Raw genomic sequence first — 20013 nt, forward strand, 5'->3', positions numbered from 1 at the left:
CCGCGGCAGTCAGCGGAACGCTTCGACGATCAGTTGCCGCTGACGCTGATCCGGCAGCCGGCCCTGACCGGCGAGCAGGTTGTCGGCCATGTAGCGCGGGTTCGAGGTGGCTGGAATGACCGCCGTCACCGCCGGCTCGGCGAGGATGAACTTGAGCAGCAGCTGCGCCCAGGAGCTGGCATCGATCTCCGCAGCCCAGGCCGGCAACGGCTTGTCCCTGACGCGGGAGAGCAGATTGCCCCGGGTGAACGGCCGGTTGATCAGCGTAGCGATGCCGTTGTCGGCACAGTACGGCAGCAACTGTTTCTCGGCGTTGCGCTCGCTGACCGAGTAGTTGAACTGGACGAAATCGACCGGCTCCTGCTTCAGCGTTTCCAGCAGACGGTCATGCGCGGACTCCAGATAGTGCGTCACGCCGATGTAGCGCACCCGCCCCTCCTGCTTGAGTTCACGCAGCAGGCCGAGCTGGGTGCCGGTGTCCTGCAGGTTGTGCACCTGGATCAGGTCGATGGTGTCGGTCTGCAGCGCCTCGAAGCTCGCCTCGATCTGCGCCATGCCGCGCTCACGTCCGCTCGACGATACCTTGCTGGCAAGGAAGACCTTGTCGCGTTGACCGTGACGCTTGACCAGTTCGCCGACGACCCGCTCGGCATTGCCGTAGCTCGGCGCAGTGTCGATCAGCGAGGCACCGCCTTCGATCAGCACGCGCAGCACCTCGAGCAGGCGCTCCATCTGTGGGTCGCCCAGGCTCGTATTGTGGGTGATCGATGTACCGAGTCCGATTACCGGAAGCGCCTCGCCGGTGGAAGGGATCTCGCGTCGACGCAGCGCCTCGGCAGCCCGCACCAGCGACGGCAGCAGCGGACCGAGCGCCAGCAGCGCTGCGGCCACGGCTGAACGTTGAATGATCTGGCGGCGCGTCGGCATGGGCGGAGTCTCCGGTCGGTTGCGGTATCGACCTCTGAGTATGGTCGAGTCATTGCGCGATACCGGCCCGGCGACGTACGGAGCTTTTCCTGATGTTTCAGAGCGACGCGAGGTATACGGAAGCGACGCCGCAGTAGTGGCAATATGCCTCTGTTTGCGCTTTACTGCGCCGCTTCCGATGCCTGCTGCGTTGACGGCAGCTTGATAACTGGCGAGACGAGCATGTCCTGCAACCTACCCCAGTCGCGCCAGCCGAGCCCCGACGGCAAGGCACCTGCGGCGTCGCGCACGCCCCGTGCACGCTTCTGGCTGAGCAGCCTCTGCTATGCCGTCGGGCTGCTGCTGGTGTTCATTCTCAGCCTGCTCCTGCTGCCGCACGACAGGGGCCTGGGCCGGCTGCTGTGGGGCTCGCTGTAGCGGCAGCATGCCCGGCCTCAGGTGCGGAAACGGCCGACCAGTTCCGCCAGCGTTTTCGACAGCCCGGACAGCTGCTGGCTGGCGAGCATGCTCTGCGAGGAATAAGTGGCCGCCTCGTTGGACAGATCACGGATATCGGTGATGTTGCGCGCGATTTCCTCGGTGACGCTGCTCTGCTCCTCGCACGCGGTGGCGATCTGGGCGGCCATGTCGTTGATGCGCTGCACCGACACGGAGGTTTCCGCCAGCACCTGATCGACGCCCGAGGCCCGCTCGACACTGTCTCGCGCCTTGTCGCTACCGGTCTGCATCGCCTGCACCGCCCTACCGACGCCACTCTGCAGGCGTTCGATACGCGCCTGGATATCCTTGGTCGAATCCTGCGTGCGCGCGGCCAGCGCCCGCACCTCGTCGGCCACCACGGCGAAACCACGGCCCTGCTCACCGGCGCGCGCGGCCTCGATGGCGGCGTTGAGCGCGAGCAGATTGGTCTGCTCGGCGATGCCGCGAATCACTTCGAGCACCGCGCCGATGCTGGCGGTTTCCTCGGCAAGCGCACCGATGGTCTGCGACGCGCCTTCGACCTCCTGGGCCAGCTGGCGGATCGACTGGATAGTGCTGCTGACCACCGACGCGCCCTGGCGTGACTGCGTCTCCGCCGCACGCGCGGCGTCCGATGCGTTCTGCGCATTGAGCGCGACTTCATGCACGGCTGCGCTCATTTCGGTAGCCGCCGTCGTGACCTGGTCGACCGCAGCGTGCTCGCTGCTGATCAACTGATCGTTGGTTTCAGCCATGGCAGCCATGCCGCGTGCAGCGGTCTCGACCTCGCCCGTAACCCGGCCGACCTCGGCAATCAGCGGCTGCAGCTTGTCGAGAAAACGATTGAAGGCGCTGCCGAGCTGCCCCAGCTCATCGGCCGAACGCACTTCCAGGCGGACGCGCAGATCGCCGTCACCGTCCGCGATCTGCGTCAAACGCTCGAGCAGCCGACGCATCGGATGCAACACCACCATCGGCAAACCCAGTATCAACAGCACACAACCAATCAGGCCGATTACCAGTACGGCGCCCTGCTGCCTGGCGGTGGCTGCACCTTCAGCAATGGCCTCCTTACCTTCGCTCTCAGCAGCGGCCTCCTCGAGCTCGCCCAGCTTGTCGATGGCATCACGCATGGTATCGAAGCGGGCCTCACTGTCGCCGAAGCTCAACGCACTCGCGGCCTGGAGGTCGACATCGACCTGTTCGATAACGCGCTGGGATACTGCCGCCCACTGCTGAAAGCCCCGATTGAACTGCTCGACCAACGCCAGTGCCTCCGCACCGGGCTGCATGGCCGCGTACTTTTGCACCCGGTCATAAGCCTGCTTGAGATTCTCCGCGTGAGTCGCCTTGAGCGCCTGCGCATGCGCATGCGCTTCGGAGTTACCGCCGAGCAGGCTTCGCTCAGCGACGAAGGCCTGATAAAGGTCACGGTCGGCATTGAGCAGCAGGCCGATAGCGGGTAGATGTCGCTCGGTGAGCACTTCGCTGGAGTCCGCGACGCGCTCGATGCCACGCATCCCGAAAGCCCCCATCAGCACCAACAACAAGGCCAGCGCCACGATGGGCAGGGTTATTTTCCAGCGAAAGCCTAGGTCGGTAAAAAAACGGGGCATGATGTCGCTCCTGCAGGACGCCTATCCACACTATCGGCAGCAACGCCTGCGGCACCATGCCGCCGGTCGACAATCGCACGACCGCGGGCAATGACCTGATTACATCTCAGCAGCCACCGGCGCACATTCAGGCGTGCATCGTGCCGGCCATGAAATGGCATGCGCTTGAGTCTGGTCAGTGAACTACAGACGCAATGGCCCATAGTGGGGCTATCGTCGTTCGAACGGACATACATGCATGGTTGGGTTCATGGCTTCAGCACCGCAGACAGCGCTGCGCATGATTGCGCTGGGCCTCGTGCTTGCGCTCCCTGGATGTCAGAGCCGGCCACCGTCGGCAGTGTGCTCGGGCTCGGACTACTACTTTCCCATCGATAGCTTTCCCAGACATTACCCAGCCTCTGACGAAGAGCGCCGGCTGTGGTACTCGATGCCCTTGGCGCGCATCGGGGAGCCGTCGCTGTCCTGCGGCCACGCGGCTGAAGCACAGAGCTACCGACTGCTTTGGCTCAACAGTCAGGGACATCCCGTGGCGATCCGCATCACACGCACGGGCGATGTGATCATGCTGTACGCATTCCAGTTGTCCGGCTGGGGCGGCACCGACCCAGGCAGTCTGACCGGCTATACCCACAGACGGCTCGATAACGGTGACTGGATCAGGCTGCAAACGGCATTGAAGAACGCCGAGTTCTGGCGTCTTCCGACCTCAGGCAATCTTTACGGCAGCCACGGCGGGCAATGGGTGATTGAAGGCAATGATCGCGGACGCTATCACCTGGTCGACCGCTGGAGTCCGGCTGCCGGGCCCTATCGCGCTTTGGGAGACCTGTTCTTCGAGCTGTCCGGCTGGATCAAACCCTATCCGAACCAGTGATCGTCCATGAACGAACAAGGCCCGCCGAAGCGGGCCTTGTTCGCGCAGCCAGGGCTACTTCTCTTCGTGAGAAACACCCCAGTAGAACTGCATCGGCGAAGTGATTCCCTGCAGGTCAGCACGGAAGGCGACAGGCTCGAAGAACTGGCCCAACACGCCGAACGCACCGATGTCCCACAGCCGCTGCTGGATGCGCTCGGCCAGCGCGGCCTTCTGTGCACCGGTCGCTTTTGCCGCTGCAGCACGCAGCTGCTCCAGTTCGGCGTCTTCCGCCCAGCCATACCAGCCAGCCTTGGCGTCGCCGGAAAATGCGATGGCCGAAGTATCGACGAGGTCCGCGGCGTTCCACCAGGTGTGGAACATGCTCCAGCCTCCGTCAGCGACCGGAACACGACGCTCACGCTGCTCAAGCATGGTGGCCCAGTCCATGTCGCGGACCTGCACGGCCATGCCCAGCTCCTGCAGCAAGTCGGCTGTCACCCTGGTGAATGCCGCCATGACTGGCATATCGGTTGGGTTGAGCAACACGACGGGCGTACCGTCATAACCGGCATCCTTCAGCGCTTGTTTAGCCGCCTGGAGATCGCCCGTCTTCATCACCTCACTGCCCGCTTCGTTGGCCAGCGGCGTTCCGCAAGGGAAGACCGAGTAACAGTTGCGCCAGTACCGCGCATCACCCAGCGCCGCGGACATGTAGGCGTCTTGCTGCATCGCCATCAGCACCGCTCGGCGAACACCGGCATTGTTGAAGGGGGCCTGCTGGTGGTTGAAGCGCGCCATGGCGACGTTACCCAGTGGGTCGGTCGAGGCTACGGTAATGTCCTCGTTGCCTTCCATCAGGGACACCAGGCTGGTCGATGGCGACTCCACGTAGTCAACCTTGCCATCGATCAATTTGCGGACTGCATCTTCCTGATTCGGAAAATACTGCCACTTGACGACATCAACCATGGGCACCTTCGCCCCCGCCGCCAGTGAGGAAGGATTGCGCCGCGGTACGTAGTCCGGGTTGCGGACATATACCGCCGTGTCTGCGGTCTTCTGGCTCGCCTTGTAGATGAACGGGCCCGAGCCGATAGTTTCGGTAATTGGGGTAAAGGCGTCAGTCTGCGCAATACGCTTGGGCATCATGAATGGAACGTTTACCGAAGCCTTTGCCAGTGTTGGAACAATACTCAGATCCGGCTCTTTCAAAACAATGGTGAAAGTATGCTGATCATCGGCTTTCAAACTTTCAATATTCTTGAACAACTGCTGGCCATTACCGTCACGCTGAGCCCAGCGCTGTAATGATGCAACGCAATCCTCCGCTGTAACCGGACTACCATCGTGCCACTTCAAACCTTCCCGAAGTGTAAACGTCCAGGTTTTCAAGTCACTTGATGATGTCCATTTCTCCACCATTTGCGGTCGCGGCGTCAGATTCTCGTCAAGTGCGAATAACGTGTCATAGATCATGTAGCCGTGACTACGCGTGACATAAGCAGTACTGGTGACCGGATCAAGGCTGGTGAGCCGTGCGTGGGAAGCCACGACCAGTTTGTCCGCGCAGCCACTGAGCAGCACGGCGGCAGCCAAGGCAGATAAGGTGAACAGTTTTCTGTGGATCATGCCGGCCTCCTGAGCCTGTCCAAAAGACCGCCTACTGGCGCTCCAAATTTTACTTAAAATATAGATACTCTCTTTTCTAGCCGACAAGCTGATCCGGATCAAGCTTTTCAAGCGCAACAATGAAAACTACGAACGCATGACAAAAATCAATTCTTGTCTTTTTTTTTAGTCCGTATAATGTTAACCACATCTATTCATACCTTCGGCGCAACGCCTTATTAGGCAATTACCATGAGCAATCAGATCCCGCCGGCAGGCGAATCGGCAAGCCGACTGCGCTTCTATGGCGACGAGTTTGTTTTTGATGTTGTTTCGGGAATGTTTTTCCGACTAAACCCTGTCGCTAGTTATATGTTGCGCGCGCTCGATTCCGGGGCCAGCCCTAGCGAGCTGCCGCACTTGCTTGTAGAGCGTTATCGTCTGGATAACGCAACAGCAACCCGCGATGCCCAATTGTTCATAAACAATCTTGCGGCAATGGAACCCCTGGATCGGCTTTTCGACACCAAGGCGGGCAGATCATGACCAGCGTCGCAATTACCGGCCTCCATCGTGGCAATAACCCACAGCCGGGCGCAGCCGTAGCCGCCGGACTGCGTCGTAGCTTTCCGGACGTTCGAATCATCGGCCTGTCTTACGATCCGCTCGAGAGCGGGTTGTATTGCCATGACCTGGGGCGCCCCGATGCGGCGTACCTGATTCCGTTCCCTGGCGCCGGTGCACAGGCCACGCTGGATCGGCTGGACGAAATACTCGCCCGCGAGGCCATCGATTACATCATTCCGTGCCTGGATTCGGAGCTGGACAACTACATAGAGCTGCAACCGGAGCTGCACAAACGTGGCATAGGCTGCCTGATGCCGACCAAGCAGGCGCTCGACGATCGAGCCAAGGCCAATCTCTACGATTTCTGCAGCTCGCTCGGCGTGCCGACGCCGCGAACCCTGGCAGCCAATGATCCGGATACGCTCGCTGCGCTGGCATTGCAGATCGGCTATCCGGTCTACGTGAAGGGCCGCTTCTACGAGGCGCATCTGGCGACAACACCCAAAGAACTTTATGCCGCATTCGACGAAATCATCCGCGTCTGGGGCGGCCCGGTACTGGTGCAGGAGATGGTGGTCGGCGAGGAATACGACATCGTCGGCCTGGGTGATGGCCAGGGTGGTCTGATCGCATCCTGCTCGATCAGAAAGATGCTGCGGACATCGGCCGGCAAAGGGTTTGCCGGTGTGGTCATTGCCGACCCCGAGCTGGACGAGCTTGTTGCCCGTTTCATCGGTGCGTTGCGCTGGGCGGGCCCTTTCGAGCTGGAGTTCATCAAGGTGCCCGGCAGACCTCACGCCTTGTTCGAAATGAACCCCCGTTTTCCAGCCTGGGTGGATTTCCCTTCCCAGGTCGGCTGCAACCTGCCCGCGCGACTGCTGGAGCAATTGCAGAATCTTCCTCCGCGGCCGTTAACCAGCTGTAAGCCGGGCCAGATGTTCATACGCCACAGCATCGACGTCGTGACCGATATCGCCGACGTCGCCCAAATGACCATTACCGGCGAACGCGCCAGCGTAACAGCCGACGGCCAGCCAACCTCAAGGTGATCCACGTGAGCCACGATTACTCCCAACCCATGATCAGCGGTGAACTGGGCAGCAATAACCCCAACGCCGCAGTGGACCGCAATTACTACGCGCGTGGCATGCACGTTCCCGCACTCTTCGAGATAGACGGCAACCCCATCCCCGCGCTGGTTGCCGAGTTCGGCTCGCCCTTGTTCGTTTTTTCCGAGCACGCCCTGCGCAACAAGGCGCGTCACGCCCGCGAAGCGTTCAAACGACGCTATCCGAAAACCAGCTTCGCCTGGTCGTTCAAGACCAACAACCTCAACAGCATCTGCAGCATCCTGCGGCAGGAGGGCTGGATTGCCGAGGTGGTTTCCGACTTCGAGTATGAGAAGGCCCGGCAGCTGGGCTTCGCGGGCTCGGAGATCATCTTCAACGGTCCCTACAAGCCACGCCACATACTTGAACGGGCGATCGACGAAGGTGCTCTGCTGCACATCGACAACTGGGATGAGCTCAGCCTGATCGAAGAGCTGACGAAGGACCGCAAGCAGCCGCTGGATGTCGGCATTCGGGTCTGGCTGGATGCCGGTATACGGCCGGTATGGTCCAAGTTCGGTTTTGCCCTGGCCAACGGCGAGGCCGAACGGGCAGCAACACGCATCGTGAAGAATCCCAATCTCCGGCTGCACACCCTGCACACGCATATCGGCACCTACATCCTTGCGCCGGAGGCCTACCGGACCGCTACGCAGAAGCTGCTGGCACTGCGCGACGCCATCCATGAACGTCATCATCATCAGATAGAGTGTCTCGATCTGGGTGGTGGTTTTCCCTCCAACAGCCTGCTTCACGGGATGGCCGGCCCGGCTGAACAGGTCGTGCCGCCAATCGAGGCTTACGCCGACGCGATCACCGAGGTGTTGAACAGGCTGCCGGAAAAGAAACGACCACTGCTGCGTCTGGAGTCCGGGCGCCACATCGTCGACGAAGCAGGCTACCTGCTCACCAGCATCGTGGCAGTCAAGGGTATGCATCGCTCCCGCGTCGAAGCTGAAAGCCTTTCCGCACGGGACTACAAGGAACAACTGGTTCTCGGTGAAGATCCGAAAGTCAGCTATGTCGCCGACGCCGGCATCAACTTGCTCTACACCGCTGCCTGGTATCGCTTCGACGTCCGCCCGTCTCGCCTGGTCGCAGCTGCTCCGGTGCCATCGCGTATCTATGGGTCCCTGTGCATGGCCATCGACGTCATTCGCGAACAGGTGGACCTGCCACCGCTCGAGCTGGGGGACGTACTCAGCATTCATCCAGTCGGCGCGTACAACGTCAGCCAGTCGATGCAGTTCATCTCCTATCGACCGGCGATCGTGCTGATCGATGAAAACGGCACGCCGGAGCTGATCAAGCCTGCCGAATCGCTTGACGATGTACAGCGCCTGGAGCGTTTGCCCTCACGGCTGGCGGCCAACTGATGGACAGCGAATACGCCGGGAGCGGGCCGCGAAGCGCATCGCTGCGCACGGCTCACCGCTTCACAACGCCCCTGGTTTCCATCCTCGGACCGGCCCTGGGTGGCGCCTTCATGATCCCGCATCCGTGGATCGGTGCGCTGCTCTGGCTGGGTCTGTTTCAGAACTTGCGGTTCGCCGCTTTCGCGTTGTTCGGCGCGGTACTGGCCGAGGGCATCCTGCGGCTGTTCCAGATCCGCGACCACTCCACCGCCGAGGGCAACCTCAAGGCCAACGCCCTGCTCTCGGCAGTGGCTGCAACCTGGCTGACCGAACACTCCGGGCTCGCCGTCGAAGCGCAGATTCTGGTGGTGACCTGCACCGTCGCCGCCACGACGATATTGGCGACTGCAACCCTGCGCCCGCTCGTCAAAGCCGGGCTTCCACCGCTGGTGGTCGCCTATTGCGTGGTTTCGGTGCTTCTCTTCGCCATCTTCCCGCACTGGACCCTCTCGGGCGTGACGGCGATGCAGTGGTGGCCGGTACCCGAAACGCCCCAGCAATGGCTGATCACCTATTTCCGCACATTGGGCGCCCTGCTGTTCTCACCGACCCTGGGCGTAGGCATCATCATCGCGCTGGCGATCCTGCTCTGGTCGCGCCTGGCGTTCGTGGCCGGCACCCTGGGCTGGATCGCCGGAATCATCACGGCCACCCAGCTCAATAAGCTGGGCGTGGTGTTCTACTGGATGCCAACGGCCTACAACTTTTTTCTCGCGGGTGCTGCTCTGGGAGCCATCTTCCTGGTCCCCAGCCGTATCAGCCTGCTCTTGGCAGCGCTCGGCGGAGCCGCGGCCGCTTTGCTGGCCGCGGGCTTTCAGCATCTGTCGCCCTACACCGCGATCGGCTATCTGCCGCTGGCATCGGCTCTGGCGATCTGGGTGGCGCTCAGCGCCGTAGGCGTCACCGAAAACTTTCTCGTGCGGCGCAATCGCACCACGCACCTGCCCCCGGAAACAGCCTGGCAGCGCCTGGACTACTGGTCGCGTCGCAGCGGCAGGGGGCCTTTCCTCATCGTGCCGTTGTGCGGCAAATCGCGCATCACCCAAGGCGAGAACGGCCTGCTCAGCCACGTCGGGCCCTGGCGCCATGCCCTGGATTTCCAACCCGTAGCGGTCGTCGAGCCGGGCCTGTACGACGGTATGGTCATGGCGCCGGCGTCCGGCTATGTCGAGCGCATCCATGACGGGGTCAGCGACAACCCGACGGGCATCTGCAACTACGCCGATAACTGGGGCAACTTCGTGATTATCCGCCTTGATCAGGGTGGCCGGGCATTACTGGCACACCTGCAGCAGGGCTCGATCCTGGTAGGCCCCGGCGCACGGGTCGAAGTCGGCGCATTCATTGGCCGGATCGGTAATTCCGGGCGCTCGCCAACTCCACACTTGCACCTGCAGTGCCAGCCAGGCGCTGATCCGAGCGGATCGACCATACCGTTTCAGCTGGCGAATTTCCTCTCGGCACCCGATGTCAGCCAACCGTTTCAGCATTGGCATTCGGCGGCGATGCCGCCGCAGGGAAGCCTGATTTCGCCGGCACCAGCCAACCCTGCCGTCCAGGCGTTGCTGGCCAGCGCTGCACCGGGCATCGCCGTGTGGAGTATCGAGACGGAGGGCACGGTGCCCAATATCCTCGGCCATCAGGGCGACACCGAGCGGGTGAGCGTCACGCTGGATGCCGCAGGTCAGCACCTGCTGCGGGGCGATCGCGGTGGCATGATGACCGTGCACCTGTCACCTGACGCATGGCGTGTCGGCGAAGTACAGAAGAACTGCTCAGCCCTGCTCTGGCTGCTGGCTCTGGCAGTACCGTCAGTACCCTACGCCGCCACGCCGGGAATGAAATGGGATGACCTCGCACCGCTGTTGGCATCACGCCTGCGCGGCAGCCTGCCGCTGTTTCTGGCGCCCTATCGTTCCAAGCCCTTCGTGCGGGTTCGTTGTCATTGCATCGCAGCACCGGACAGTGAAGGGCGTGGTCTGAGCATCATCAGCGAGACGAACGGCTCGCTGCCCTGGTTACCGACACGTGTGCAGTGCCGCCTGGATCGCCTGTGCGGCCCTGTATTCCTGCAGGCCGACTTCCCCCATGGGCGGATCACTTACACACTGATCTCGTTCGAGCCAGGCCTGCCCTTCGGGCGCTGAGCGGTGCTCAGCGCTCAGTTGGCGAGCGCCACGTCACGACCGCGCCGTGCCGCATAAGCCAGTTGCTGTTCCCGGGTGAGGTTGCCAACCAGGAAGCGCAGCATGCGACTCCGGCTATCCACGGTCGCCGCCGGATCGCCTCCGACCCGCTTGCCCTGAAAGCTCTGCGGCGGAATATCCAGATCGAACGAGTGAGCAGCATCTGGATAGACCTTCACCTCGAGCGCGGCGCCTTTTCCACGCACCCCCTGGCACTCCCGCGCCGGGACCCAGTTATCCTTCCCACCCGCCAGGATCAGTAGGGGTGCGCTGAGTTCTACACTGGAACGGCCCAGCTCACCGCACCATGGGTAATAGGCCACCACACCACGAAAGGCTTTCTGGCCATCGCCGTAGTGCTTCGGTGCCGATGCCTTAGCCGCTCGAATGGCGACCGCCCCACCATTACTCTGCCCCATCAGGAAAATATTATCCGCAGCCACGAAATCCTGCTGTGCAAGATAGTCAAGTGCGTCATAGGCATCGTTGGTCCGGTATGTAAGTGCTTTATATAACGCTGGATTATTCGAACACAGTTTTCCGCCACTAAAATTGCGAGGACCGAAACTATCCAGATTCAGCACGACAAAACCCTGATCACGCAGGAATTCGGCATGGGTCTGCAAACCATGACGCACCGGGGCCTGCCAGCCACCGCATCCGTGCATCAACACAATGGCAGGAAACGGCCCTGCGCCTTCCGGTATGAACAATTCACCTTGAAGAAAGAGCGACTTCGCGGTGTGCGGGTCGCTGGCCTTGAGCTTTATCGTACTGTATGCCTGCGCAGCGATTGGAAATGCGAAGACCAACGCAAGAGCACAAGCAGAACGAACCAAGCGAATCATAGCGGTCATACTTTCACTCCAAATAAAACAGGTATACATACTTTAATTATAGCTGATCCGGCCAACTTAATTTAAAAGCGAAAAGCAACAACTATTCCTTTTATTATGCCACTTACACTAAAATCAGACGCAACTTAAAAAGATTTAAAATCCAAAGATCAATAACTATCGGAACTAAACGGAGCTCCGGCAACGTGATCAGCCACCTACTTTCGTACAGCAACCATTGAGGCATGGTCACGCGGGCTGACACTCGCTACGGTCTCTTCGTTGTGGCAAGCCGCCAGACGGTATTAGTGCAGTGCCGGTCGCTGCCGATAGCTTTTCTATTCGATGACCACGCGCGACGCTGCGCTACCTGCCGACCAGCATGAGAGTGATGACCATGTCCCTGTTTTCCCGTCTCAAGGCCGGCACCGGTGCCGGCGTAGGTGTTCTCAGCCTGCATGTCAGTGCTCGGCAGCTGGCGGCAGAACTGGCCGGGCTCCGCTTCGAGCCGACGTACATCGCGGGCTTTGTCTCGCCGCATGTCGACATCGATTCGGTGGCCCAGCAACTGCGTCAGCGCTTTGGGCACGCGACCATAAGCCTGTGCAGTACCGCTGGCGAACTGTCCAGCCAGAACAGGCAGCTGTACTGTGCCACCAGCGGGCAATGGGACGGCGTGGTGCTGCAGCTGTTCGACGCCAGCGTCATCGCCAGTGCCGAAGTGGTGCACGTACCATTGGGCAGCGAGGACATCCGCGGCAATGGTCAGCGCCTGCCGATGGCTGAACGCATCGCGCGGCTGACCGCCTCGATCAAGCGCCTGCAGGTATCGATGAAAATCGACTACCGCGACACCCTGGCCAACATATTCTTCGACGGCCTCTCCGCGTCGGAGTCGTTCTTCATGGAGGCGCTGTACGAATCCGGCCGTTTCCCCTGCCTGTTCGTCGGCGGCTCGGCAGGGGGCAAGCTGGATTTCCAGAAAACCCAGCTGCATGACGGCCAGCGCAGCTACCAGAACCACGCGCTGATCGTCTTCCTCAAGTGCGCACGGGACGTACGCTTCGGCGTGTTCAAGAGCCAGAACTTCGAGCCCACGCCACTCAGCCTGAACGTGCTCAGCGCCTCGCTGGAAGACCGCTATATCAGCCAGGTGGTCGACTCGCGCGGCAACATCCGAACGATGGTGCAGGCCCTCTGCGAGGCCCTCAAGTGTGCGCCCCAGGAGCTCGAGCAGCGGCTGGCCGACTACTCATTCGCCATCCGCGTCGGCGAGGAAGTCTTCGTCCGATCGATCTCGCAGATCGACTTCGCCAACGAACGTGTGCATCTGTTCTGCGACGTCGCCCCCGGCGAGGAGCTGATCATGGTCAAGCGCACCCCGCTGGCCGAAACCACCCGCCGCGACTATCAGCAGTTCATGCGCAACAAGCCCGGCAAGCCGCTGGTGGGCATCCTCAACGACTGCATCCTGCGCCGGCTGAACAACGAGCAGGCACTCGGCGGCATGGACCCGGTGTTCGATGACGTACCGGTGGCCGGTTACTCGACCTTCGGCGAGATCCTCGGTCTCAATCTCAACCAGACGCTGACCGCGGTGTTCTTCTTCCGCACCAACGGCAAGGACGAGTTCCACGACGAATACACCGACAACTTCATCGCCTATCACGGTGAGTTCAAGGCGTTCTTCCTGCGCCGGCAGATCAAGAAGCTCACCGGTCTGAGCCAGGTGGTGGTCAAGCAGATCGAACAGTTCAAGCGCCAGGACTACAGCAGCGCAGTGGACATCAACGGCCTCGACGAACACATCCGCCCGGTGTTCCGTGGCCTGGCCGACCTTGGCCAGGTGCTGTCCCAGGCCGATCATGAGCGGCAATCCATGTCCGAACAGCTGAGCCAGTGCGCCAATGAGCTGCACGGTTCGATGGACGACCTGACGCTGAACATCAACCAGCAGGGCACCGTCATCGAACAGGCCGGCAGCTCGGTCAAGCAGATGGTTCACCAGGCCGACGAGGTGGTCAGCAGCGCCCGCGACCTGGCGCAGTCGAGCCAGCGCATCCAGTCGGTGGTGCAGACCATCCAGCAGATCGCCGGGCAGACCAACCTGCTGGCGCTCAATGCCGCGATCGAGGCGGCACGCGCAGGCGAGCAAGGCCGCGGTTTCGCGGTGGTGGCCGACGAGGTGCGCAAGCTGGCCGAGATCACCGGCAAGAATGCGGAGGAGATCGGCACCGACATCGATCGCCTGGCCAGCGAGATTCGCGCGGTGGCGCAGCATATCGAGACCCAGTCGGCCGGTGTCGGCTCGCTGACCGGACTGCTCGATGCGCTGGAAAATTCGAGCAACCTCACCGCCGGCACCTCACGCCAGACCAAGGGAGTCGCCGACCGGCTGATCGGCCTGACCGCGCGCTAACCAGCCAGGCGCGCGCGAACCTCGGCGTAGGAATAGGCCTCCAGCGAGGCGAAACCGGGGAGCTGGCGCGCCTTGAGCTTGGTGAACACCGGCACGCTGATGCCGCAGAGAAAGCGCGTCAGGCACTCGGCGCTCGGCGCACCGCCCTTGAGCTGCGTGTAGCGCTGACTGAATTCGGCGCAGCGGGCGGCCAGGTCGAGCTGCTCCAGCGGCGCCAGTGTCGGCGGTTCCGGCAGCTTCGCGACCTGTCCGTTGCAGACCGAGCAATGCCCACAGCGCTGTGGAGCCTGGCGATCACCGAAGTAGGCGGCCAGCCGCTGGCTCAGGCATTCGGCGGATTCGAACAGGGCCAGCATGTTGTCGATGCGAGCGATCTCGCTGGCTTCGTGCTCCTTGAAGTAAGCGTGCAGCTCGCCACTCAGGGCCTCGGCATCGAAGCGCTGATCGAGCAGCGCGTAGACCTCGGTCATCTGCTTGCTCTCCAGCTCGATCCAGCCCTTCTCCTGGAAGTATTCCAGCGCCTTGACCACCCGCGCGCGGTCGGCGCCGTGCTGCTCATAGAGCACATCGAAATCCAGCGTGCACCAGGTCCGTGCCCGCGCCGAGCTGTGCACGATGGCCTCGACGAACTGCCGCCGCTCGCCTTCGAATTTCGCCACCAGGGCCTCGGGCTCGAGCAGGTACTTGAAGCGGTACTCGGCGAAATAGGCGAAGCGTGGCGCGATGATGCCGCGCAGCTCCAGCTGCACCAGCAGGGTTTTCAGCGGCAACTGGCGGATGTTGCTCTGCTCCGACAGCTGGTTGAGCATCAGCTCCCACTGCCCGCCAGCGCCGGCCTGCAGCAGCTCGTCGAGGACACAGCGGATGCCCTCGCGTCCCGGCGTATCGCCGTAGACGAAGCTCTGCAGCACGCTGAGGCTGTCGCGGTTGGCCAGCACCAGGCAGTCGGACGGCTGCCCATCGCGCCCGGCACGGCCGATCTCCTGGCTGTAATTCTCCACCGACTTGGGCAGGTCGTAGTGCACCACATTGCGGATGTCCGCCTTGTCGATGCCCATGCCGAACGCGATGGTGGCGACGATGCAATTCAGTTCGCCGGCCATGAAACGCCGCTGGATCGATTCACGCAGCTCGTGCGCCATGCCCGCGTGGTAGGCGCTGGCCGGAAAGCCCCGTTGCGCCAGGTGTTCGGCAATCTGCTCGGCGGTCTTCTGCTGGGTGACATAAACGATGGTCGGTTGCCCCGCCCTGTCCGTCAGCCATTCCACCAGTCGGCGCTGCTTGTTGAAGCCGCTGACCGGCTCCACCAGCAGATTGAGATTGGGTCGGTAGAAACCGGTGGTCACCACGTCATCCGCTGCAATCGAGAATTTGGCCTGCATGTCGGCGATCACCGGTGGCGTCGCCGTGGCGGTCAGCAGCAGCACCTGCGGAATGTTGAACTGACGCTGGTAGTCGGGGAGCTTGAGATAGTCCGGGCGAAAGTTGTGGCCCCACTCGGAGATGCAGTGCGCCTCGTCCACCACCAGCAGGGAGATCGGCACCTGGCTGATGAAGTGGCGGAAGCGCTCGTTCTTCAGCCGCTCCACCGAGATCATCAGGATCTTCAGCTCGCCGGACTTGGCTCGGGCCATGGTCTGGCTCGTCTGCTCGCGGCTCTGCGCCGAGTCGATGCTGGCGGCGGCAATGCCATGGCGGTGGAGGAACGCCAACTGGTCCTGCATCAGCGCCAGCAAGGGTGAGACCACCAGGGTCAGGTGCGGCAACAGCAGCGCCGGCAGCTGGTAGCACAGGGATTTGCCCGAGCCGGTGGGAAAGATCGCCGCTGCCGAGCGCCCGGCCACTACGGCGCGAATGGCCTGCTCCTGGCCTGCGCGGAAGCCGTCGTAGCCGAATGTCTGCCTGAGGGTCTGTTCGATCATGCGGCGGCGCTCCTGTGACGGGAGGCAGGAGGGTAACAAAAGACAGCAGAGGGTACTGCGCATCGACCCGCCTGGCGCGCCGAACGTGGACCAGGCGCGACACCACCGGATCCTTGGGGACAGCCCAGTGGCGGAACGGCCAGGCATTTCCGTCAATCGCACGGATTGGAATCCGCAATTACCGTTAGGCGCCTATCTACTTCTACGATGCCTGGGCTCCTGACAACAAGCACAAGCGACGCCGGGTCAGGTGATCCGGCAGGCAAAAACAGGACGGATCTATGAACCAGAACAGGATGCCCCGCGATGCGTGCAACCCTTATTGCCACTGCCCTGCTGTTTACCTCTCTGGCCCAGGCTGATGATGCCAAGGCGCAGCCCTACACCTACGGCACCCGACTGGATGTCGCCTCGGTGCTGTCGGTGAAGATCAAACCGACCCCCTACTGCGAGGTGACCGACGCGGAGCTGACCTATCGCGATTCCACCGGTACCGAACGCAAGCTGGCCTACCGGACGCTGTCAGAAGCCTGCAGGAACCAGAACTGAGCGCCACGGACAGGGATCGATAGGTCGAGGCGGGAGCACGCAATGCGCCCTCCCGCCCGGCCTTGCTGAGCGCGATCAGAAGCGATCGCGGATGACCACCTCATCGAATGGTAGCTTGCCAATGCGCGGCTTCGGCTCGGCGGCACGCTTGCCCACCGCGACCATCAAGGCGATCACATGGTTGTCCGGCAGGTTGATCAGCTTGCCGACCGCATCGAAATCGAAGCCATCCATGGGGCATGAGTCGAGCCCCTTGGCCCGCGCGGCGAGCATCAATGTCTGCGCCATCAGCCCGCAGCTGCGCATGGCTTCGTCACGCTGGACCTGCGGCTTGCCTCGGTAATAGGCGTCGATGGCGCCAGCCATGAAATACTGCACCTCGCTTGGTGCACCGTCCCAGACACGGCGGACGTTCTGTTCCCAGCTGTCGACCTGGGCGCAGATCACCACCAGCATCGAGGCATCGGTCATCTGCGCCTGGTTCCAGCCCACCTCGCGGATCTGGGCGCGCAGCGCCGGGTCGCTGACCTCGACGAACCGCACATGCTGCAGATTGAAGGCAGAAGGCGCCAGCAGCGCCAGCTGCAGCAGCTCGTCCTTTTCTTCACGGCTCAGCTGAAAGCTTGGGTCGTAGACCTTGACGGCGCGGCGAGTACGAATGGCTTCTTCGGTATGCATGGCGAGTCCTCACGGGAGAAAGGTGGCGCCATGCTAAGGGGGTCGATCGATCGAATCCACGGGACTCCACCGATCACGATCATCGAGTCGCTCGATGCGTTTCCGGTGCTGCATAAACGCAAAAGCCGCCCGAAGGCGGCTTTTTCGATGACGCAGCAGGCAGCTTAGAGCTGCGGACCGGCGTTGCGGATGGCGTCGGAGACGTCGAACTTCTTGAAGTTCTCGACGAACTTCGCCGCCAGTTCCTTTGCAGCCTGATCGTAGGCGCTCTTGTCGGCCCAGGTGTTGCGCGGGTTCAGCAACTGGGTATCGACGCCGGCGACGGCCTTCGGCACGTCCAGGTTGATGATCGGCAGGTGCTCGGTTTCGGCACCTATCAGCGCGCCGCTCTGGATCGCCGCGATCACCGCACGGGTAGTCGGGATGTTGAAGCGCTTGCCGACACCGTAGCCACCACCGGTCCAACCGGTGTTGACGAGGTAGACCTTGGAGCCGAAGCCGTTGATGCGCTTGATCAGCAGCTCGGCGTACTCGCCAGCCGGACGCGGGAAGAACGGCGCGCCGAAGCAGGTGGAGAAGGTCGACTTGATGCCGCTGCCCGAACCCATCTCGGTGGAACCGACCAGTGCGGTGTAACCGGAGAGGAAGTGGTAGGCGGCCTGCTCGTTGTTCAGGATCGACACGGGCGGCAGCACGCCGGTCAGGTCGCAGGTGAGGAAGATCACCGCATTCGGCTCGCCACCGAGGTTCTTCTCGGAACGCTTCTCGACGTGCTGCAGCGGGTAGGCCGCGCGGCTGTTCTGGGTCAGGCTGGCATCGGCGTAGTCGGGCAGACGGGTACGCTCGTCGAGCACCACGTTCTCCAGCACGGCACCGAACTTGATGGCCTTCCAGATTACCGGCTCGTTCTTCTCGGACAGGTCGATGCACTTGGCGTAGCAGCCGCCTTCGATATTGAACACGCGGCCAACGCCCCAGCCGTGCTCGTCGTCACCGATCAGGTAGCGGCTCTCGTCGGCCGACAGGGTGGTCTTGCCGGTACCGGACAGACCGAAGAACAGGGTGGTGTCGCCGTCTTCGCCAATGTTGGCGGCGCAGTGCATCGGCAGCACGTCAACGTCCGGCAGCAGGAAATTCTGCACGGAGAACATGGCTTTCTTCATTTCACCGGCGTACTGCATGCCGGCGATCAGCACCTTCTTCTCGGCGAAGTTGATGATCACACAGCCATCGGAATTGGTGCCGTCGCGCTCGGGAACGCACTGGAAGAACGGTGCGTTGAGGATGCGCCACTCGCTCAGGCTGGCCTGGTTGAACTGCTCCGGGGTGATGAACAGGCAACGGCCGAACAGGTTGTGCCAGGCGGTCTCGGTGGTCATCTTGACCGGCAGGTAGTGCTCGGGATCGGCACCGACATGGACATGGGAGACGAAGCTGTCGCGCTCGGCGATGTAGGCTTCGACGCGATTCCACAGCGCTTCGAAGTTGCCCGCCGGGAACGGACGGTTGATCGGGCCCCAGGCGATCTTGTGCTGGGTGCTCGGCTCTTCGACGATGAAGCGGTCAGCCGGAGAACGACCCGTGCGGTGCCCGGTCTTCACCACCAGAGAGCCATTGGCGGACAATTCGCCCTCTCCGCGCTTGACGGCTTCTTCAATCAGTTGAGCGGTGCTGATGTCGGTGTACACGGCGTTGGTGGCTTGCGTCATGAGTGTTCCCGTCGGCCCTGGGCCGATTCCTCCATGCTGTTGTAGCCCGCCAAAGAGCGAACTACATCGAAAAAAGTGCGCGCGATTATGCCAGATAATGCGCCGCGCTGGGTATGAGGCCGTGATGGCCAAATAGTTCATTACCTGGCTACCGTTCCACCCCCGCCTCGTTCCCATCCCATCAGCACCAACGGCTGACAGGTGCGCAGCCGCTGACTTCAGTGACGAGTGTCCGATGGGCTGTCGCTGCCACCCCCGGCGAACAGCTGGGCCACATCGGCAGCGTCGTAGGTGTATTTCTCGTTGCAGAACTGGCAATCGATACTCACCGCCCCGCCCCGCTCGGCCACGAGCTGCTGCGCATCTTCCTCACCCAGGCTGATCAATGCACGAGCCGAGCGCTCGCGCGAACAGCTGCAGCGGAAACGGATCGGCAGTGCATCGAACAGGCGCAGTTGCTCTTCGTGATAGAGACGGTGCAACACCGTCTCGCCATCCAGGCCCAGCAACTCTTCGGCTGTCAGCGTATCGGCAAGGGTACGCAGGTGCTGCCAACTGGCGTCGCGCTCCTCGGCATCCCTGATGCGGTCGGCCGGCAGCTGCTGCAACAGCAATCCACAGGCGCGACGGCTGTCGGCATTGAGCCAGAAGCGCGTCGGCAGCTGCTCGGAAGCGGCGAAGTAGTTGGTCAGGCATTCCGCCAGATTGACGCCATCCAGATCGACGATGCCCTGATAGCGCTGACCATTGGCGGGGTCGACGGTGATCGCCAGCATGCCTTCGGGCATCAGCTCGCCCAGGGTGGCACCAGCCTGGATCTGCTCGGCATGGTAGCGGGCGATACCGCGCACATCGCGGGCGCTGGAACACTCGACCATCAACAGGGGCACGGCGCCGCTGGAGCGCGCCTGGAGAATCAACAGCCCGTCGAACTTGAGCGTGCCAACCAGCAAGGCAGCGGCAGCCAGCAATTCGCCAAGCAGCTGAGCGACGGGTTCCGGGTAGCTGTGCTTGGCCAGGACATGCTGGAAGCTCTGGTCTAGCGTGGCGATCTCGCCGCGAACATCGGAATCATCGAAGAGAAAACGCTGGGTCTGGTCGGACATGCCGGGGCTCGCAGGAAACGGCGGAGGAAGCGGCGATTTTAGGCACAA

At 62.1% G+C, this 20013-nt stretch carries 15 protein-coding genes and 3 pseudogenes; 9 read left to right on the forward strand and 9 right to left on the reverse strand.

The genetic code is table 11. From position 1 onward, the window contains the following. Positions 1 to 9: 9 nt before the first annotated feature. Complete coding sequence (locus EA798_RS10375; protein ID WP_122098886.1) at positions 10 to 927, reverse strand: aldo/keto reductase; 918 nt, start codon at positions 925 to 927, stop codon at positions 10 to 12. Between the two features lie 222 nt (positions 928 to 1149). Here EA798_RS10375 and EA798_RS10380 point away from each other — a divergent pair, with 222 nt between their 5' ends. Then, on the forward strand, positions 1150 to 1344 hold the full coding sequence (locus tag EA798_RS10380) for a hypothetical protein (protein ID WP_122099125.1): 195 nt from the start codon (positions 1150 to 1152) through the stop codon (positions 1342 to 1344). Positions 1345 to 1361: 17 nt separating this feature from the next. Here the strand turns inward: EA798_RS10380 and EA798_RS20940 are convergent, their stop codons facing one another. Together EA798_RS20940 and EA798_RS20945 are read right to left on the reverse strand one after the other, a co-directional pair. Continuing rightward, positions 1362 to 2150, reverse strand: coding sequence for a methyl-accepting chemotaxis protein (locus tag EA798_RS20940; protein ID WP_420849545.1), 789 nt, complete (start codon positions 2148 to 2150; stop codon positions 1362 to 1364). A 69-nt stretch (positions 2151 to 2219) separates the two neighbouring features. Next, a pseudogene (locus EA798_RS20945) lies at positions 2220 to 3002 on the reverse strand (MCP four helix bundle domain-containing protein); the annotation flags it as partial. Between the two features lie 529 nt (positions 3003 to 3531). Between EA798_RS20945 and EA798_RS10390 the strand changes: the two are divergent. Further along, positions 3532 to 3879: a hypothetical protein gene (locus tag EA798_RS10390; protein ID WP_147456781.1), complete on the forward strand. Its 348-nt coding sequence runs from the start codon at positions 3532 to 3534 to the stop codon at positions 3877 to 3879. A 54-nt stretch (positions 3880 to 3933) separates the two neighbouring features. On the opposite strand, the gene EA798_RS10395 is transcribed toward EA798_RS10390, so the two are convergent. Beyond that, positions 3934 to 5490 carry an ABC transporter substrate-binding protein gene (locus tag EA798_RS10395; protein WP_122098889.1) on the reverse strand — a complete coding sequence of 519 codons (1557 nt, stop codon included), beginning with the start codon at positions 5488 to 5490 and terminating at the stop codon, positions 3934 to 3936. Between the two features lie 231 nt (positions 5491 to 5721). Here EA798_RS10395 and EA798_RS10400 point away from each other — a divergent pair, with 231 nt between their 5' ends. Genes EA798_RS10400 through EA798_RS10415 form a run of 4 tightly spaced genes read left to right on the forward strand, consistent with a single transcriptional unit; the run spans position 5722 to position 10707 of the window. Further along, on the forward strand, positions 5722 to 6015 hold the full coding sequence (locus EA798_RS10400; RefSeq protein ID WP_106156293.1) for a PqqD family protein: 294 nt from the start codon (positions 5722 to 5724) through the stop codon (positions 6013 to 6015). Further along, positions 6012 to 7085 carry an ATP-grasp domain-containing protein gene (locus EA798_RS10405; RefSeq protein ID WP_106156295.1) on the forward strand — a complete coding sequence of 358 codons (1074 nt, stop codon included), beginning with the start codon at positions 6012 to 6014 and terminating at the stop codon, positions 7083 to 7085. Before EA798_RS10400 ends, EA798_RS10405 begins: the two co-directional genes overlap by 4 nt. A 5-nt stretch (positions 7086 to 7090) precedes the next feature. After that, complete coding sequence (locus tag EA798_RS10410) at positions 7091 to 8521, forward strand: type III PLP-dependent enzyme domain-containing protein (protein ID WP_147456782.1); 1431 nt, start codon at positions 7091 to 7093, stop codon at positions 8519 to 8521. Next, the gene (locus tag EA798_RS10415) at positions 8521 to 10707 is read left to right on the forward strand and encodes an urea transporter (protein WP_122098891.1); all 2187 of its coding nucleotides are present in this window, start codon (positions 8521 to 8523) and stop codon (positions 10705 to 10707) included. Before EA798_RS10410 ends, EA798_RS10415 begins: the two co-directional genes overlap by 1 nt. Positions 10708 to 10721: 14 nt before the next feature. Here the strand turns inward: EA798_RS10415 and EA798_RS10420 are convergent, their stop codons facing one another. Beyond that, complete coding sequence (locus EA798_RS10420; protein ID WP_167462935.1) at positions 10722 to 11603, reverse strand: dienelactone hydrolase family protein; 882 nt, start codon at positions 11601 to 11603, stop codon at positions 10722 to 10724. A 376-nt stretch (positions 11604 to 11979) separates the two neighbouring features. On the opposite strand from EA798_RS10420, the pseudogene EA798_RS20950 reads away from it, so the two are divergent. Both EA798_RS20950 and EA798_RS20955 read left to right on the forward strand, forming a co-directional pair. After that, positions 11980 to 13134, forward strand: a pseudogene (locus tag EA798_RS20950) (FIST signal transduction protein); the annotation flags it as partial. A gap of 492 nt (positions 13135 to 13626) precedes the next feature. Further along, a pseudogene (locus EA798_RS20955) lies at positions 13627 to 14001 on the forward strand (methyl-accepting chemotaxis protein); the annotation flags it as partial. Here the strand turns inward: EA798_RS20955 and EA798_RS10430 are convergent. Continuing rightward, positions 13998 to 15923 (reverse strand): RecQ family ATP-dependent DNA helicase, encoded by a 1926-nt coding sequence (locus tag EA798_RS10430; RefSeq protein ID WP_122098893.1) that lies wholly within the window; start codon positions 15921 to 15923, stop codon positions 13998 to 14000. The pseudogene EA798_RS20955 and the gene EA798_RS10430 sit on opposite strands and share 4 nt — an antisense overlap. A gap of 306 nt (positions 15924 to 16229) precedes the next feature. Here EA798_RS10430 and EA798_RS10435 point away from each other — a divergent pair, with 306 nt between their 5' ends. Beyond that, positions 16230 to 16472, forward strand: a complete 243-nt coding sequence (locus EA798_RS10435; RefSeq protein WP_122098894.1) for a DUF2790 domain-containing protein — start codon at positions 16230 to 16232, stop codon at positions 16470 to 16472. Positions 16473 to 16547: 75 nt separating this feature from the next. Here the strand turns inward: EA798_RS10435 and EA798_RS10440 are convergent, their stop codons facing one another. The 3 genes from EA798_RS10440 to hslO form a co-directional block, all read right to left on the reverse strand. Next, complete coding sequence (locus tag EA798_RS10440) at positions 16548 to 17150, reverse strand: nitroreductase family protein (protein WP_122098895.1); 603 nt, start codon at positions 17148 to 17150, stop codon at positions 16548 to 16550. A 164-nt stretch (positions 17151 to 17314) separates the two neighbouring features. Beyond that, the gene (locus tag EA798_RS10445) at positions 17315 to 18859 is read right to left on the reverse strand and encodes a phosphoenolpyruvate carboxykinase (protein WP_122098896.1); all 1545 of its coding nucleotides are present in this window, start codon (positions 18857 to 18859) and stop codon (positions 17315 to 17317) included. A gap of 218 nt (positions 18860 to 19077) precedes the next feature. Then, positions 19078 to 19965, reverse strand: coding sequence for an Hsp33 family molecular chaperone HslO (gene hslO, locus EA798_RS10450; protein WP_122098897.1), 888 nt, complete (start codon positions 19963 to 19965; stop codon positions 19078 to 19080). Between the last annotated feature and the right edge of the window lie 48 nt (positions 19966 to 20013).

Origin of the sequence: Pseudomonas songnenensis, assembly GCF_003696315.1 — a bacterium.
Taxonomy (GTDB): domain Bacteria; phylum Pseudomonadota; class Gammaproteobacteria; order Pseudomonadales; family Pseudomonadaceae; genus Stutzerimonas; species Stutzerimonas songnenensis.

Bases quoted from the DNA above. Each gene is read 5' to 3' on its own strand.
- EA798_RS10375 (WP_122098886.1), bottom strand. From the start codon at position 927: ATGCCGACGCGCCGCCAGATCATTCAACGTTCAGCCGTGGCCGCAGCG.
- EA798_RS10380 (WP_122099125.1), top strand. From the start codon at position 1,150: ATGTCCTGCAACCTACCCCAGTCGCGCCAGCCGAGCCCCGACGGCAAG.
- EA798_RS20940 (WP_420849545.1), bottom strand. From the start codon at position 2,150: ATGGCTGCCATGGCTGAAACCAACGATCAGTTGATCAGCAGCGAGCAC.
- EA798_RS10395 (WP_122098889.1), bottom strand. From the start codon at position 5,490: ATGATCCACAGAAAACTGTTCACCTTATCTGCCTTGGCTGCCGCCGTG.
- EA798_RS10400 (WP_106156293.1), top strand. From the start codon at position 5,722: ATGAGCAATCAGATCCCGCCGGCAGGCGAATCGGCAAGCCGACTGCGC.
- EA798_RS10405 (WP_106156295.1), top strand. From the start codon at position 6,012: ATGACCAGCGTCGCAATTACCGGCCTCCATCGTGGCAATAACCCACAG.
- EA798_RS10415 (WP_122098891.1), top strand. From the start codon at position 8,521: ATGGACAGCGAATACGCCGGGAGCGGGCCGCGAAGCGCATCGCTGCGC.
- EA798_RS10420 (WP_167462935.1), bottom strand. From the start codon at position 11,603: ATGACCGCTATGATTCGCTTGGTTCGTTCTGCTTGTGCTCTTGCGTTG.
- EA798_RS10430 (WP_122098893.1), bottom strand. From the start codon at position 15,923: ATGATCGAACAGACCCTCAGGCAGACATTCGGCTACGACGGCTTCCGC.
- EA798_RS10435 (WP_122098894.1), top strand. From the start codon at position 16,230: ATGCGTGCAACCCTTATTGCCACTGCCCTGCTGTTTACCTCTCTGGCC.
- EA798_RS10440 (WP_122098895.1), bottom strand. From the start codon at position 17,150: ATGCATACCGAAGAAGCCATTCGTACTCGCCGCGCCGTCAAGGTCTAC.
- EA798_RS10445 (WP_122098896.1), bottom strand. From the start codon at position 18,859: ATGACGCAAGCCACCAACGCCGTGTACACCGACATCAGCACCGCTCAA.
- hslO (WP_122098897.1), bottom strand. From the start codon at position 19,965: ATGTCCGACCAGACCCAGCGTTTTCTCTTCGATGATTCCGATGTTCGC.